At 37.0% G+C, this 16,653-nt stretch carries 17 protein-coding genes; 4 read left to right on the top strand and 13 right to left on the bottom strand.

Translation table 11 applies throughout. From position 1 onward, the window contains the following. Position 1 precedes the first annotated feature (1 nt). From ADH51_RS00155 to ADH51_RS00170, 4 genes are all read left to right on the top strand, one after another. Positions 2-1,114 carry a cysteine desulfurase family protein gene (locus tag ADH51_RS00155; RefSeq protein ID WP_048673710.1) on the top strand — a complete coding sequence of 371 codons (1,113 nt, stop codon included), beginning with the start codon at positions 2-4 and terminating at the stop codon, positions 1,112-1,114. Between the two features lies 1 nt (position 1,115). After that, entirely contained in the window at positions 1,116-1,463 is a 348-nt protein-coding gene (locus ADH51_RS00160; RefSeq protein WP_037603045.1) for a DUF1831 domain-containing protein, read from the top strand. A 141-nt stretch (positions 1,464-1,604) separates the two neighbouring features. Next, positions 1,605-2,264, top strand: coding sequence for a redox-sensing transcriptional repressor Rex (locus tag ADH51_RS00165; protein WP_037611833.1), 660 nt, complete (start codon positions 1,605-1,607; stop codon positions 2,262-2,264). Continuing rightward, positions 2,257-2,952 (top strand): gamma-glutamyl-gamma-aminobutyrate hydrolase family protein, encoded by a 696-nt coding sequence (locus ADH51_RS00170; RefSeq protein ID WP_014634832.1) that lies wholly within the window; start codon positions 2,257-2,259, stop codon positions 2,950-2,952. The genes ADH51_RS00165 and ADH51_RS00170 overlap by 8 nt, the downstream gene beginning before the upstream one ends. A 56-nt stretch (positions 2,953-3,008) precedes the next feature. Here ADH51_RS00170 and radC read toward each other — a convergent pair whose 3' ends face one another. The 13 genes from radC to rfbD all read right to left on the bottom strand — a co-directional run bounded on the left by radC (position 3,009) and on the right by rfbD (position 16,582). Next, positions 3,009-3,695, bottom strand: a complete 687-nt coding sequence (gene radC, locus ADH51_RS00175) for a RadC family protein (protein WP_048673720.1) — start codon at positions 3,693-3,695, stop codon at positions 3,009-3,011. A gap of 48 nt (positions 3,696-3,743) precedes the next feature. Next, complete coding sequence (locus ADH51_RS00180) at positions 3,744-5,528, bottom strand: rhamnan synthesis F family protein (RefSeq protein ID WP_048673722.1); 1,785 nt, start codon at positions 5,526-5,528, stop codon at positions 3,744-3,746. Beyond that, the gene (locus tag ADH51_RS00185) at positions 5,525-6,559 is read right to left on the bottom strand and encodes a glycosyltransferase family 2 protein (RefSeq protein ID WP_048673724.1); all 1,035 of its coding nucleotides are present in this window, start codon (positions 6,557-6,559) and stop codon (positions 5,525-5,527) included. The genes ADH51_RS00180 and ADH51_RS00185 overlap by 4 nt, the downstream gene beginning before the upstream one ends. A 19-nt stretch (positions 6,560-6,578) precedes the next feature. Next, a complete protein-coding gene (locus ADH51_RS00190) occupies positions 6,579-7,784 on the bottom strand; it encodes an ABC transporter ATP-binding protein (RefSeq protein ID WP_048673726.1) in 1,206 nt (401 codons plus the stop codon). Then, the gene (locus ADH51_RS00195; protein ID WP_014634840.1) at positions 7,784-8,593 is read right to left on the bottom strand and encodes an ABC transporter permease; all 810 of its coding nucleotides are present in this window, start codon (positions 8,591-8,593) and stop codon (positions 7,784-7,786) included. Before ADH51_RS00195 ends, ADH51_RS00190 begins: the two co-directional genes overlap by 1 nt. Continuing rightward, positions 8,577-9,533 (bottom strand): glycosyltransferase family 2 protein, encoded by a 957-nt coding sequence (locus ADH51_RS00200; RefSeq protein WP_048673728.1) that lies wholly within the window; start codon positions 9,531-9,533, stop codon positions 8,577-8,579. The genes ADH51_RS00195 and ADH51_RS00200 overlap by 17 nt, the downstream gene beginning before the upstream one ends. Next, positions 9,530-10,678, bottom strand: a complete 1,149-nt coding sequence (gene cps2T, locus ADH51_RS00205) for a beta 1-4 rhamnosyltransferase Cps2T (RefSeq protein ID WP_048673730.1) — start codon at positions 10,676-10,678, stop codon at positions 9,530-9,532. The genes ADH51_RS00200 and cps2T overlap by 4 nt, the downstream gene beginning before the upstream one ends. Positions 10,679-10,803: 125 nt before the next feature. Next, entirely contained in the window at positions 10,804-12,339 is a 1,536-nt protein-coding gene (locus ADH51_RS00210; RefSeq protein WP_048673847.1) for a DUF2142 domain-containing protein, read from the bottom strand. A gap of 6 nt (positions 12,340-12,345) precedes the next feature. Beyond that, positions 12,346-13,356: a glycosyltransferase gene (locus tag ADH51_RS00215; protein ID WP_021143797.1), complete on the bottom strand. Its 1,011-nt coding sequence runs from the start codon at positions 13,354-13,356 to the stop codon at positions 12,346-12,348. Then, complete coding sequence (locus ADH51_RS00220; RefSeq protein ID WP_048673733.1) at positions 13,353-14,630, bottom strand: lipopolysaccharide biosynthesis protein; 1,278 nt, start codon at positions 14,628-14,630, stop codon at positions 13,353-13,355. Before ADH51_RS00220 ends, ADH51_RS00215 begins: the two co-directional genes overlap by 4 nt. Continuing rightward, positions 14,623-14,955 (bottom strand): DUF2304 domain-containing protein, encoded by a 333-nt coding sequence (locus ADH51_RS00225; protein WP_011226332.1) that lies wholly within the window; start codon positions 14,953-14,955, stop codon positions 14,623-14,625. Before ADH51_RS00225 ends, ADH51_RS00220 begins: the two co-directional genes overlap by 8 nt. 5 nt (positions 14,956-14,960) lie before the next feature. After that, entirely contained in the window at positions 14,961-15,656 is a 696-nt protein-coding gene (locus tag ADH51_RS00230; RefSeq protein ID WP_173018418.1) for a glycosyltransferase family 2 protein, read from the bottom strand. Positions 15,657-15,730: 74 nt separating this feature from the next. Further along, positions 15,731-16,582, bottom strand: coding sequence for a dTDP-4-dehydrorhamnose reductase (rfbD, locus tag ADH51_RS00235; protein ID WP_048673738.1), 852 nt, complete (start codon positions 16,580-16,582; stop codon positions 15,731-15,733). Between the last annotated feature and the right edge of the window lie 71 nt (positions 16,583-16,653).

Here is a 16,653-nt window from a genome sequence, read left to right on the forward strand (position 1 = left end):
TATGGTTTATTTGGACAACGCAGCAACAACTCCTTTAAATACTGCTGCTATTTCAGCTATGACACATGTCATGACTGAAACCTTTGGAAATCCATCCAGCCTCCATGCTTATGGTCGTCAAGCTTCCAAGGAACTTCGTGAAGCCCGTGAAGAAATGGCCAAACAATTTGAAGTCCCTGCTCGTAAGCTCATTTTCACTTCTGGGGGGACTGAAGGAAACAATACAGCTATCAAAGGTTACGCCCTAGCCAATCAAGCTAAGGGTAAGCACCTGATTACAACTGCTATTGAACACCACTCTGTCCTTCACACCATGGCCTACTTGGAAGAGCGTTTTGGTTTTGAAGTAACCTATATTCAACCAGAAAATCAAGTCATTACTTCCCAACAAATCGCTGATGCCTTACGTGACGATACCATTCTGGTTTCTGTTATGTATGCCAATAATGAGACTGGCCAATTACTTCCTATTAAGGAAATTGGTGACTTGCTTGCCAATCACCAAGCTGCCTTCCACGTCGATGCCGTTCAGGTAGCAGGAAAACTTCCTATTCACCCAGAGGAACTTGGAGCAGATTTTCTCTCTATTAGTGCCCATAAATTCCACGGACCTAAAGGTGTCGGCTTGCTCTATCATAACGATTTGCATTTTGACAACCTACTCCATGGTGGTGAGCAAGAAGAAAAACGCCGTGCCAGTACTGAAAATCTGGTCGGGATTGCAGGTATGACCGCTGCTTACAAGCATGCTAGTGACCACTACCAAGACAATTACCAGCATGTTGAAACGATTCGTCAGGCCTTTCTAGATTCCCTTACCATTCCTTATGAAATCAATGGTGGAGGACCTAGCCTACCTCACGTCATCAACATCAGTTTTACTGATAAGGAAAACGGCCCTCTCTTAACCTTGTTAGACCTAGCAGGCTTTGCTGTCTCAACGGGTTCTGCTTGTACTGCTGGAACTGTTGACCCTAGCCACGTCATCCAGGCTCTCTATGGCAAGGATTCTGACAAGCTAAAAACAGCCATTCGCATTAGTTTATCAGAGGAAAATACCGCTGAAGAACTCCAGGCCCTAGCAGAAAAACTTAATCAAATCATAGGAGACTAACATGGCATTTGAAAAAAGCATTCATTTGACTGACTGTAAGTACCGTTACAACATCAGTCCTAATGTCAAAAAATTCACTCTACGTGATACGACTTTTGTGCAAAATAAAATCGGAAACTACGAGTTGCACCGCCTTCTCGAAAAAGTGCCTAACTCAGGCGAAGGTTTCCCACTCAAAATCACTATTAACAAAGACTTGACAGGCTTCAAATTGTCTATCACAGACAAATCTGGCCTTCGTAACGTTAATATCTTTAAAAATGAAGATCATCACATCTTGCAAGAAAAATTCTACTTCTTGATGCAGAGTTTGGTTGATCGTAACGTTTTTGAGCAAGAAGAAGTCTAAATTTTTTCTTACTACATAGAAATAGCCTATCCATGTGATAGGTTTTTTATATCGCCTCATCTACACTATTTTGTTGCAATCTTCACAAACTTTTCTTAAAATATAAGAGAATCATACTAATTAAAGAAAGGAAAGCGATCAATGACATTTGAGAAAAACATCCCAAACGCCACTGCCAAACGTCTCTCTCTCTACTATCGTATTTTCAAACGATTCCATCGTGAAAATATCGACAAAGCAAGCTCTAAACAAATTGCTGAAGCGATTGGGATTGACCCTGCCACTGTTCGTCGGGACTTCTCCTACTTTGGCGAACTAGGTCGTCGTGGTTTTGGTTATGACGTGAACAAGCTAATGACATTTTTCGCTGAACTCCTTAATGACAATGCGACAACCAAGGTACTCCTCGTAGGTGTTGGTAATGTCGGGCGTGCCCTCCTCCACTACCGTTTTCAAGAGCGTAACCGCATGCAGCTAGTCATGGCTTTTGATACAGACGATAACGAACTGGTTGGAACTCAAACCGAAGACAAGATTCCTATCTATGGGATTTCCCAGATTAAGGACAAGATTGCCCAAGAAGATATCAAAACAGCCATCCTTACAGTGCCATCAGTTAAGGCCCAGGAGGTGGCTGATCTTTTGGTTGAGGCTGGAATTGAAGGCATTCTCTGCTTCTCTCCGGTCAACCTCAATCTTCCACGCCATGTGGTGGTCCAATATGTAGACTTGACTAGCGAACTACAAACCCTACTCTATTTCATGAAAGAAGAAGAAAAATCAAGGAGAAACAATGACTAAACCAATTATCGGAATCACTGCCAATGTAAGGCCTAATCCAGCCCATGAAGACATCAACTGGTCCTATGCCCCATCTGGCTTTGTAGAAGGAGTTCAAAGAGCCGGTGGCCTAGCAATCCTACTACCAGTATCCGATCCTTCGGAAGCCAAGACCTACATCTCCATGATTGACAAACTCATCCTGATCGGTGGACAAAACGTTGACCCTAAATTCTACAACGAAGAGAACCATGCCAGTGAAGATGACTTCTTCCTCGAACGGGATATCTTTGAAATGGCACTCATCGAGGAAGCTACTAAGCAAAAGAAACCCATCTTTTCAATCTGTCGTGGAACCCAACTCATGAATGTCGCACTAGGTGGTAGCCTCCATCAAGATATTGAGCATCACTGGCAGGACAAGCCTTCTGATTACCTCTACCATGAGATGATTGTTGATGAGAACAGTAAGTTGGCAGAAATCTACGGAAGTGAAACCTCTATCAACTCCTTCCACCATCAAAGTATCAAACACTTGGCCTCTGACCTTCGTGTCATTGCGCGTGATCCTGAGGACAACACAGTCGAAGCTGTTGAGTCTAATAGTCCAGACCTTCGCTTTCTTGGTGTACAGTGGCACCCAGAGCTTCTCCTAGACAAACGTGAAGAAGACCTCAAACTCTTTGAATACGTCGTTAACGAACTTTAAAAGCAACTGAGACTGCACTCAGTTGCTTTTTCTTGTCTTTATTCCATCGGCTCAATCTAAAGCTCAAAATCCTCCCTCTCCTCACGAAAGGAATAATAGGTCGATTTGCCAACAATCAGATGATCAAGCAGACAAATCCCTAAATCATCACAGGACCGCTTAATCTTTTGAGTAAAATCAATATCATTACGACTAGGATAGGCTTCCCCCGAAGGATGATTGTGAACCACAATCAAGGAAGTTGCCATCAGATGACAGGCATAATGTAAAATCTCACGTGGCTCAGCAATCGAACGACGGACCCCACCAATAAAAACCGTCTTTTGCTGAATAATACGATTCTGCGTATCAAGGTAGATGGCCACCAAATGCTCCTGAGGCTTGTCGCCAATATCTAACATCATGCGACGCGCCACCTGCTGACTAGACATAATCTGGTCAGAACGAGCCAACTCAGCCTTCTCAATCCGCTTAGCCAACTCCACCATAGCCTTCAGCTCAATAGACTTCACACGCCCAATACCAGGAATCTTCTGAAGCTCATTCAGGGACAAACGAGACAAATCCGCCAAACTCGTCATCCCTTTCAAAATACGATTGGCCATAGATAGAACCGACTCAGACCTAGTACCTGTCCGTAGCACTATCGCCAACAGCTCTTGGTCAGACAAGACCTCTGCTCCCTTCTGTAAGAGTCGCTCACGAGGCAAAAGTCCCGACTCCTCAGCTACAATACTATACATAAGAAAAACCTCCTACTTACCTATTCGTAAGTGGGAGGGGGATAATTACTATTTCATAGTATTTTTACTACTCTTGGATGTAAATCTACGTTTTATTCTTCTCAAAATATACTTCACAGCAGTTCCTGGACCTACAATAATATATTTGAGAGCACCTTTTATACCACCGATATTATCAAAATTAATATAGGTATTTGGTAAAGTATCAGGTCGGATATTTAACACAACATTATCTACAAAAGGCGTAATATAGATATCGTTTTTTGCAATCGCATAATCATAACGTCTTGCCCATGCAAGGTAAACTAGAATACGCTCAATTGAATGCAAAATGGTATGTTGAGGAATTGGTTCTGCTGGGATTTCTTCATCTTGCAAATCAAGGTCAAACAACGGTTTCAAAGCATCATACTTAAACCAAATAAATGTTCCATAACTCATGATAAAAGTATTCATCTTATCAAAGTCAATTTCTCGACCAAGATTCATACGCTCCCATAAATCATTCATTCCTTCAGCAAAACGATTCTCATTCCAAGGATCCACAATTTTAGTATAACGGAAGAAAGTTGGAATATCAGCAATTACAAGCCCTAACCTATCATCACGTTCTAGATTTGCAATAATATTATCAGCAGGTTGAATTAACATTGAGAAAAGTTCATTTCGCCATGAATCTCCAACCCAATAAGGATATTCTGGTGATTTTTTCGTATGGAAATGTCCAATATAATCATAAGCAGAAAGTTCATCTTTCAACTTAAGCATTGGAATAACATCACGTCCACGATTCCCAGTAATAAAGATTCGAGCTACTTTTCCATTCTTATCAAGGATAGACTGGATCTCTTCCTTCTTCTCTTCAGAATCCGTTGTTAAGAAGAGGTCATAAGTAAAGTGAAAATTCTCAAATTGCTTCAAAAAGTCTTCGAGTAAGTCGACATAGTAGGTGTGAAGATGTACAGCAATTTTTTTAGTGTCTGAATATGTCTCTGAGCTTTCCTCAATGACTTTGCGATCAAGTAAATAAGGTGGAGTCGGTAAACTCATATCCGACATGTGTGACAAAATGAATTCTACCGGATAGTCCGTTCTATTCTCAATTTCCTTAAGCAAATAAGGTGCAAGGTGCTGGGTTAAATCAAATGTCTTAACCTTAATAAATGGAACCCCTGCATCAAGCAAAACATGAGGATAATGAATTGTAAAATTACTATGGAAAAACTTATCATTTAGTGGAATCGTATTAAGAATCGATTCATACTTAAATCCAGCATCCATAAACTTCTTGGTATAAAGAGTTTCATAATTATCGATTACCTTTTGAACATCTTCGAAACTCTCAACTGACTTCCAGAACTTTTGGAAAATACTAGATTCAACTAAACGTTTTTTAAATGAAATAAAGTAAGATTGCAAATGTTCATGAATATAAATATCACCAGCCTTGATTCCTTGATGATTAGTCATACCCCAAAAATCTACATTTAGGTTTGATTCATATTTATCATAGATTGGTGCCATATCCCATAGAGGACCAAAACAGGTATCATTCATAACAGTGACAGAATCATACTGTTTCAAGTTATCAAATCCAACAAATTCCATACCATCATGCCAAGCAGCAAAATCGTAACCCTTATTCTCACGTTGGATAAAATCATCAATCAAGTGTTTATCACGAAGCTTTTGTACTTCACTTTCACTAAGACGACTATTTGAAATAAAAACCAATTTATCAAACAAGGGTCTCATATGTTCAAGTTGATAAAATACATGTCGACTAATATGATCATATTTATTGAAATGAACATAAAGCAATAGACGTTTCATTTACTTCTCCTAAAGAAATTAATAATTTTAGTTGGTATTGTCCATCTTCTCGAAGTAACAACACTGTTATATTGGATTTGTAAGTCATCATATAAACTCTGTATACGATTCAACTCACTTTGAAAATCTTGATTTTCTTTCTTCAAGATTTCAATATACTCATTTTGGTCATGAGAAATCTGTGATACCTGATTTAGTTTCAAATTCAAGTCTTCTATCTGACGGTCTTTTTTAAAAACTAAGATATCCAAATCACGATCCTTAACGAGGGCCAAGTGTGAAATTCTTTGAATATCCTGATCTGGATACTTGTTGAGATATTTAATTTGAGAATCTAAGATACCAGTGAACCGCCTTTCAGCAGTCTCCAATGTCATAGGTTTTGAATCAGATCCCAAATTCATACGATATACAGTAGTGGAATCACTCAAAAAAGAAATTTTAGTGCGTTTGAATAATTCAAGTTGCAACTCAAATGTATCGTCTGCGGCTGTATCGCTAATTTGAGCAGATACATCTTGCATAAGAGCGGTATCAACCAACCAGGTTGAAGCCATTGTCATTCCTTTCATGACAAGCATCTCTTCGTAAGATTCAATCAAAGGAAGTGCCTTATTAGCAAAGGCATCTTTTTGGATAAGATTTCCGTCTAGGTCTACCATGTCAAATTCGGTATTTGACCATAGTGAATCCGTTGAAGCATCTAGCAAATCAACTTGCTTTTGAAGTTTTAATGGGTCCGTCCAAAAATCATCACTATCACATCTCGCGATGTACTGACCCTTAGCTTCTTGGCAAACTTTTTTCCATGTTCTAGTAATGCCAAGATTCACTTCATTACGAAAAGTTCTAACTTTTTCAGGAAACTTTTTTTGATACTCTTGAATAATCTCATACGAATGATCTGTTGAAGCATCATCAATGATAATAATCTCAAAATCAAAATTTGTTTTCTGATTGAGAAAGCTATCCATAGCTTCTCGTACCCAATCCCCCTTATTATAATTGGTACAAATAATCGATACTTTCATTCAAACTTTCCTTTTTCTCTTAAGAAAAACTCCACTTCCCATTTCTTTGAATAATACCAGTTGCAGAATCTTTGGCTGACTCGTCATCTTCATCAATATCATCCCTATTTAGAACAATAACTGGAATCTCATCAGCCGGAAGAAAGGCTAGAACTTGGTTATTCGCATCCCTTACAGTAATTTCGAGTTTTAACTTAATATCGTTTAGCCCTGCTAGTGAACACTGATAGTTTACTTTAACATCACCCTTGCCACTTGTTAAATTGTCCATCGTATTATCATTATAAATCCAAATATTACGATCAATATCTGTAAATGAGATAGCAATATAAGTAGGCACATCTTCTAGCAGAGTATACGTCAAATCAAATGAAATTGGTTCATTTGGTGTCGCTCTCTTAGAAGACAATAGTGATAACTTCAGATTTTCCACAACTGAACCACTTCTTTCAATTCCTGATTGTTCTGAAGTGATTACTTGTTCTGTATTGTCAAAACTATATTGATTGGCAACGTCTCTAGGCTCGCCTTTGGCTTTAATGTATCCGTCCTCAATCAAAATAGCCTTGTTACAGTACTTCTTAACAGCCCCCATATCATGGGTTACAAGAATTGTTGTTTTCCCTGATTTCTTACGTTCCATAAAGTAGTCATTACACTTACGTTGGAAGGCTTCATCACCTACTGCAAGAACCTCGTCAAGGATAAGAACATCACCCTGTGCCTTGATAGCCACAGAGAAAGCCAAACGGACCTGCATACCAGACGAGTAGTTCTTGAGTTTCTGGTTCATGAAATCTTCAAGCTCTGCGAACTCAACAATCTCATCATACATGGCATCAACTTCTGCCGTCGTAAAGCCAAGCATGGCTCCATTCATATAAACATTCTCTCGTCCAGTTAATTCAGGGTTGAAACCGACACCAAGTTCAATAAATGAAACCATTTTGCCATTTACGGTAACAGTCCCTTGTTCAGGAACATAAATTTGAGAAATAATCTTCAATAATGTCGATTTCCCTGAACCATTTCGTCCCACAATTCCGAAGAAATCACCTTCCTCAACTTCGAAGTCAATATCCTTCAAAACATGTTGTTCTTTATAGCCTTTGATTCCTTTAAATCTATTTACTAAGGCAGTTCTAAGACTTTGAGTAGACTCAACCGGTAATTTGAAAAACTTACTTACATGGTCCACTTTAACTGCAATTTTCTTTTCTGTCATTAGAGAATCTCCGCAAATTTTTTAGCTTGATGATGGAAAATGTAGTAACCAATAGCAAAGATAACAAGTGGTAGGAAATACGGAATGATAGCAATAGCCTTATGACCAATTAAATCCCAACCACGTAAGCTACCTGAGAAGACAATAAAATGTCGCAAGTCCTGAATAATTTGTGCTAAAGGATTCAACATCATCAGTTTTGCAATCTTAACTTGTCCACGTTGCAAAATAAATGTCAATGAATAGATAATGGGTGTCGCATACATACCAGCTTGCATAACTACTTCCCAAATCGGACCAATATCACGGTACTTAACAAAGAGCGTTGCTAAGACAAAGGCAATACCAGCTGAGAAAAGAAAGAGTTCAGCAAACAATGGAATAACTGTCAACCAGCCTAATGAAAAATTAACACCATTTACCAAGGCAAAAACAAAGACAACAAGAAGGTTAATCACATAGTTAATTGAAGCTCCAACAACTGACGAAATAACAATAATTTCTTTTGAAAAATTTAGTTTTCGTAACAAGTCACCCCTTGATACAATTGACATCATCCCCATACTCGTCGCTTCCGAAAAGAAACTCCATGTAACCATACCGATTAAGAGGCCAATGGCATAGTGTGGTGTTCCATCATCAAAACGTAAGAAGCGAACAAATACCAGGTACATAATCGTAAAGAGCATAAGTGGTTTCAAAATAGACCACAAATGACCGATTAAACTACCTTGATAGCGCAATTTGAAATCGGTTTTAACCATTTCTCGTAACAAAATACGATTTTTCTGACTAAAAAAGTCTAACATCTTTCTCTCCTCTATATGCAAACTTTGTAAGAATCAATGTCGTAAACACAGTTGTGTGAAAAGCTCTATTTTTTCGATAACCGTATTTTCGGATACGTGCTAAACGTTCTCTAAATGGAGCATCCATAATTGTTACAAAGTTTTCAATGATTTCCTTATTCTGTGAACTTAACGGAAGTTCTAACAAATTTCTAGCCTGATCTTGACTAGCTTTGATAAGACTCCAATATTTGGCAAAAAGGATATGGGGTCTAACCCAATTTTTCATCCGCTTTCGCAAAGTTCGAGCTCCAAGGACATTACTGCTATGCTGACGATAAAGCTCAGTTGGTTCATCAATATAGACTAAGTTACCAAAGGCTGAAGCTAGCAAACCCAGATACCAGTCATGCATTAGCAAATCATGCTTTTCCTCACCAGTCCATAGTTCTGCTAAAGCATGGTTAATCATAGCAACGCCACCAGTAACTGTATTTTCAGTCAACTCTTGAATCAGCTCAGTATTCGCATGGTCAGACTGAGTACGAATCATACTCTCATGCAGGACAGATAAATTTTCATCCACTACCTTTAAATCTGTGTAAATGAGTAAAGGTTTATCCTGAGAATACTTTTTGGCTTCTGCCACTTGAAGTGAGATTTTTTCAGGAAGCCAAAAATCATCCTGGTCACTGAAACAGTATAGGTCTGCCTCCCCATGCTTAAGTAGGGCATGGAAACTTTTGATAACACCAACGTTTTCAACATGACTCTCATTGATAAAGTGAATACGTGAATCTCGTGCAGCCAGTTGTTTAATAATTTCAACTGTGCCATCAGATGAACCATCGTCACGTATGAGAAGTTCCCACTCCTGATAGGTTTGCTCTTGGATACTCTTCACTTGTTCTGCTAAATACTGCTCACCATTGTAGGTTGACAGTAAGATATTTACTTTCATGATAAAAATAGCTCCTCGTACTCACCTACAATTTTTTCCCAAGTAAAGTTCTGTTCCATGTTCTCCTTAGCTAACTTACCTAGTTCAGAGTAATCTAAAACACCATCTACTTGATCAATCAAATGCGACAGATTGCCCTCATCCTTTTTCCAATAACGAGCTGTATCTTGAGCTACTGACCGGTTAAATGAGACGCCTAATACTAAATTCAAATCAGTTTGTGCCATAGCTTCCAGTAAGCCAGGGTTGGTTCCTCCAACTTCATGACCATGAATATAAGCAAAAGCTTCTTTGCGAATATATTTTAATAGGTCTTGATCATAAACTGTTCCAACAAACTTCACACGCGGATCCTTATCAAACTGTGTTTTGGAACGCAATTCCTCAAAATAAGCATTGCCCTCATGATTACAAATAATAATTAAATCACGTTTTGTTGAGGAACTCATAAACTCACGAATGGCCGTTTCATAGTTATTTTCTGGGACAAAACGACCAAGAATCAAATAATAGTTTTTCTCATAAGTATTCCACATCTTGTAAATATCTCTAACTTTGGCATCCTGATGTGTCAGTGTTGTCGGTGATAAATCAGTTCCATAAGCTATGTAAGTTGTCTTAGACCACGGATAGGCTCCTTGAATATAGTTTTCAATTCCTGGATTATCCGAGATAACTAAGTCAGCATGTCTTGTCATTACTTTCTCAGAGTACTTTAGATAGGATTGTACTGGCTTGGGCCACTTAGCTCGTTTCCACTCCAAGCCATCTGGGTTAATGTAGAATTTACCACCAATTTTATGAATCTTAGTAGCAAAGGGAGCCACAAAAGCACCTATAGTATTTCCTAGAACATAGAAAATCGGTTCTTCTATATTTTCCTCATGGATTATCTTCAAAGCGTAATTTATAGCCATCATATCATAGGCAATAACGCGAGCCGGTCCTAATTTCGGTGCCTTAATCGTGAAACAATCTACACCCTTATATTCGAAATGCTCATAGGCCTTTTGATCAGAAAGGCAGGCAACATGGTATTTAATTTGGGACGAAACTTGGTTGGAGACTAATTGATCTACAAATGTCTCAAAACCACCGTATTTTGCTGGAAGGCCGCGACTTCCGATAATGAATACGTGTTGCATAAATCCCCTTTCTAACAAGTCTATAATTTAGTCAATTATACCATTTTACAAGGCTTTTGCCTAATGCAAACAGAAAAGCAGCCACTAAGGACTGCTTAAAAAACTATTTCTAAATTGCTAGAAATTCAGTTCTTCACACCGTAATACTGAAGAATTGTCAATACTACTGACATCAATATAAACAGATTGGCAATAACATAAACAAAGTATTCTCGTCTATCAATTGTCTCATCGAAGTCTATGTTATTTTGAGGGTAAAATACTCTTGAACAGTTAGCAAACAAGCCTAATAGGAGTAAAACACCTGTGAAATAACGACCTTGGACACCTGCAAAACTAATATCAGCAGTTTGTCCCCACATAAGGTAAGAAGTCATTAAAATACCAAATGAGATTCCAATAGCTACAAGTGCTGTACCAATTTTACTAATTTTTGGTAAAGGTAAAGGTTGAGGAAGCATTAAAATAATAAAACTTACAAAGATGAGATAATACCAAGAAATATTACCTAAACCATAGGTTAACCAACCGAAAGTAAATAATGAACCCATCTTATTGGGAATCAAGTCAATCCATTCCCGAAGGAAGGTCTTGAAAAAGACGTTAGCATGTGCAATAATGAATTTTATCTTGTCCACTGGGTTTGCACCATGAGTTACCTTACTTGCATTAATATCACTCGATTGCTTCAACCATAAGAAACTTAAAATTGCCGTAACAAAAATTAATAGAGCTGCATAAAGATAGTTCTTCTTAATGGTCATCTTTTCCTTTGGTATAAACAATAATAAGCCTACTAAAAGAACATATGGTAATTTCATCGTTGCTAAAACTAAGCTCAGTGCTGCAAAAATGATCATATCTCTTAAACTTACTTTTTGTTCTCTATTTATCAGATAACAGAACTGTGCTATCAAATAAAACGTTAATGCGTTAACCATTCCATCAGTACTGAAAGAAGCCGCTAAATAAACACACATTGGTAACAAAGCAATGGTACCAAAAAGAATTTCAAAACCTTTAGCTTTTTTTATAGCAAGACGAGTAATTAAAGCATAACACACTAAATTACAAAAACGACCCAAAATGACTAACCATAGGAGACTAAGTCCTAGAATCCTTGCTATCCAAATACCAATCACTTGAGGAATGTAAGGGATAAATGATGATGCATTGGTAACAATAAAGAGTGAAGAATGTACCTTTTTAAAAGATACCTTTATCTTATCTAAACCAGTTTGTTTTAAAGGAACTTTAAACTCTTTAGTAACCTTACTAACATCATCTGAGACTTTTAAATCCTTGTCTTTTTTCGGTAGATAAGCATGGAAATCTGCTACATATAAGGCACGAGCAAAATGTGCATTCTCATCTGGAATGTCAAGGTTAGGGGAAGAAACAACAAATAAACTTCCTGAAAGTACAATAGCAATGGCTATTTTGTTATAAAATTTCCCTGGTAATAAAATAATGATAGAAAAGAATATACCTGTTACTAATAATAAACTTTTAGGAAGATTTACAAGACTACCACCTAAATATATATATATTACTCCAATTGTAAGCCAAACCAGGATAACCTGCATCCAGTGCTTACGTAAATTTTTCAAAAAATCAGAAGAAACCTCCTGCATTTTTGAAGCAATTAAATCTGTCCGCATTATCACTCAACTACCTTTCACTTTTTTGATAACTGGCCAAACACTAAAACCACCGTATTTTAAGAATTTCAAAAATACAGGGACAACATATGATAGCGATGAATTAATATTTACTTTTTGAACTCCACGTTTGACATACTTATTTTTATCCCAATGTTTTCCAAAATACTTCTCCATAAAGATAATAATATCTTTAAAATCTTGTTTTGTAGCCTCAGGGTAATTTAACAAACGATAAGTATGTCCGACACATAGGTGCTCAATTGCTAAATATTGCAGCTCATCCTTATAGGTTTCGAATTTATCATTAAATAAATCAAATAAATACTTTAATGAATCGTAAATATCAAATATATTCGATTTATTAGAATTCATGATAGAGCCGGCAGTATTCACCGTATATTTATATATTGGTATTTGAATATAGCTCACGCTAGAACATAGAGAAGTTATATATGGCATCAAAGCAATATCTTCGTAAATTTTTCCTATAGGAAAACGAAATTTACTTAAGAATTCTGACCTATAAATTCTAGTCCAAGAAGCATGTTTTGTTAATAGGAAATAACGTAGATTCACTTCTTCAGATTCTAACTTCGAATAAAAAGGATTCACATTTAAGTGCTTAAGTAATTTCCCCTCTGAATCAACTAAATCAAAATCAAAGTAAATAACATCACTACCTTTATTCAAGATAAAGTTTTGAATATAATTTGGACAAATAGAATCGTCAGGATCAATAAAAGTGACATATTCACTATCACTTACCAAATCAAGCCCTGCATTTCTAGCAGAAGAAACTCCACCATTTTCTTTATTAAGGAGTTCAATAAATGAAAATCTATTTGAATACTCTTCTATGATTTTTTTAGAATTATCGGTACTTCCATCATTTACACATATTACTCTCAGTGAACATTCTTCAAGTTTATTTTGCTCTACAATACTGTCTAAGCAATTAGAAAGTAAGTTTTCCATATTATATACTGGAATAATTACAGTCAAATCGTAAGTCATTGTCTTCTCTCTTTAATTCTTTCTCTAAAATAAATAATTGAAATACCAAACACATACACAATCATAACTACTAAAAATGCTAACGAAGCACCAAGCATCCCCCACGAATAGATAAATGTCTTAGTAATTAATAAAGTAACAACCAACATTGCAACATAAATAGCAATCAGTAGGTGTTGCTTTCGCATAATGGTAAGGATGTTTTCAAAAATAATCGCGACAGCGTACAAAACTCCAGCTAAAATCAAAATTGTAAATGGTACCTGATAAGATACTAAATCTAATCCAAAGACTAGTCCTAATACTTGGACTCCTAGTAAATAAGCTAAACAAACTACTAGTAACCCACCACCTATGATATAAAGCAAAAGTTTTTTGATAATCGAATCAAACTTCTCGTATTCTTTATCCACATACAAAAAAGCAAGTTGTGTTATCAAAGGACGAACCATTAGAATAATAAGGCTCATGAAAAAGACAGGCATGAAGAGAATATTGAAATCTCTTTGCATTCCTGTTTGTAATACTCCCTCAGATAAACCTCGCTCAATGATTAATTTAGGCTCATTTAAAACATAAAGTAGTATGAAACCGTTCAAGAAAAGCGGGAAGCACTCCTTAAGGATATCCAGAGACTCATGAATCTTCCTTAGGTCAAATACTCCTCTCCAATTAATTGATTCGAAGTGATGAACAAACCTAAACTCATATAATAAAATAAAAAGTCCATTCCAAATGGTCAAAGCTAGCAAGGAGGTAATAAGAGATCTTGAAATAAGCAAGGCAAGAAACAAGACCACCGTACTAGTCGAATAACGATAGAACATGGTCTTTCCTGCAATATCCATACGCTCACGTTGTTGAAACAACCCCTGAAAAAGATCAGAAACTGAATCCCAAGCTCGATATAAAATCATCAGAAACGCCATTAAAATAACAGACGAGGTATATCTATTTCCTCCTATTATCTTTAAATAAGGTAACAGTGTTACTATCATGGCAAGTATCGTCAGAATACGGGCTTGAAAGTACGCTCTAAACGAATGCTTCTGCCTTACATCTGTTCCATGATAATTTCGAACTTGAAAAAGACCGATAACTACCCAAAGAGTCCCGATAGACCATACCAAACTAAATTGGTCAGCTAGAGACGCCGAAGTCAATCGAGTAACGATTAAGAGATATAAAACCGATACACCTGAAGCTGCTAAATTTCCCAGCAAATTCCAAAAATATATCGTTTTTGCATCTGGAAGCTGACTTTTCTTACTCATCTTTTCCTCTCAAGGCAATTGTTTGAACTAAGTTTTTAAACTTTGTATCAAGTTTAGATAAGCGAACTGTTAATTGATATTGATTAATCAGTAGAAGGAAAATGATAAAAAGGAAAATAAAGTTTACCGCCGAAACAATTCCTAATGCTCTCGCAATGATCTCAGCTAATTTTGGAAAGACACTAAATACAAGTAATACCAGTGAGAAGAAAATCCAAAATAGTGAATCGTTGATTTGTACTTGAGATTTTCGAATCCCTCTAAGAATGAAGGTAACTGTCGCTAGAGATACAAAAATTAGAACAATTTGAAACCAAATAGTCATGGAGTCTAGCCTCGCTTTCTAAAGTTTTGAATGAGTAGAATTGACACAAACATATGTGTCATATATTTAATCGAACGAGAAAGAGTCAAATAACTTTCACCCGCTTGTCTATCTTCCATTCTAACTTGTGCTTCCGCAACTTTTACACCATTACGGATTAGATAAGACACCGTATCTGGCTCTGGACCATAGTTAATATTGAGTGCAAACTCTTTAATTAAATCTTCTGAGAACATTCTCATTCCTGAAGTTGGGTCCTTGATTGTCTTACCAGTGGTAAGTTTAATAGCTGAACTAATTAAGATATTACCTAACATTCGTAAAGAATTTGGTCGTTTCTCTGTAACAAATCGAGAACCAATAACTAAATCAAAGCCATCATTGATTTTTTCTTCCAGACCTTGAATATATTCTGGTAAGTGTTGACCATCTGCATCAAATTGCACCGCTTTTTTATAACCATGCTCATATGCATATCTTAAACCTGTTTGAAAAGCTCCCGCAAGACCGAGATTCACTGGCAAATCAACAATATTGTAATGGTTCTCATGACAAATTTGTGAAGTCTTATCACGAGAGCCATCATTGATAATGACGTAGTCATATTGAGGATAATTTTGAATGATGTTGTTAACAACATTTTCAATCGAGCCTTCTTCGTTATAGGCTGGAATAATAATGAGTAAATCTGACATTTTTATACGTAGTTTCTCCTGAAAACTCTATTAAAAAGGTCAGTCAAATATATTCAAATCTATTTAACTGACCTTGATTCTTACTTCACTTCTTGTTTGTAAAACTCTTTCAAAGCATCTTGCCATGTTGGGATGACAAACCCTGTTGCCTTAGCCTTAGCCAAACTCATTGTTGAGTTAAGTGGTCGTTTAGCTTTAGCTGGGAATTGGCTTGAATCAACAGGTTTCACTTCAACATCAGTATCTTTGAGAATTTCGACCGCAAAGTCATACCAAGTTGTATCTTCTGCTGCATCATTTGACAAGTGATAGTAACCATATTCCTTACGGTTTTCAGCCAAATAAGTCATAAATTCTGCCAAAGTACGTGTCCAGGTTGGGCGGCCATGTTGGTCATTAACAACTGTAAGTGTCTTGTGAGTCTTAGCAAGGTTTTGCATAGTGAAGACAAAGTTCTTACCATAGTTACCGAACACCCATGCAGTACGGATAATGTAGTAGTTAGTCACATGTTTTTCAACTAGTTCTTCACCCATACGTTTTGTACGACCGTACTCTGTCTGTGGATCTGGTTTGTCATCAACTTCCCACTCTTGACCAACTGGTTTTTCACCATCGAAAACGTAGTCCGTTGAAATATAAACCAGCGTTGCACCATGTTTTTCAGCAGCCTTAGCCACATTTTCAGTACCTGTCACGTTGATAGCATAGTCAAGCTCTTTACCTTCATCTTCAGCAGCATCAACAGCTGTGTAGGCAGCACAGTGATAAACCAAGGTTGGTTTTACTTCCGCAAAAACTTCGTCTACTTTTTCAGCATCAGTGATGTCCATCTCTGCCACATCTACTGCTACATATTCTTCGTTACGTTCGTCAAGAAGGTGACGAAGTTCAGTTCCGAGTTGGCCATTTGCACCTGTTACTAGAATCATATTTTTCTCCTTGTAATTTCATTAATAGCACTTTAATTTTATCAAAAAAAGCAGAAAAAATCTGCTTTTAC

This window comes from Streptococcus sp. 449_SSPC, from assembly GCF_001073005.1.
In the GTDB taxonomy this organism is placed as follows: Bacteria; Bacillota; Bacilli; order Lactobacillales; family Streptococcaceae; genus Streptococcus; species Streptococcus salivarius_F.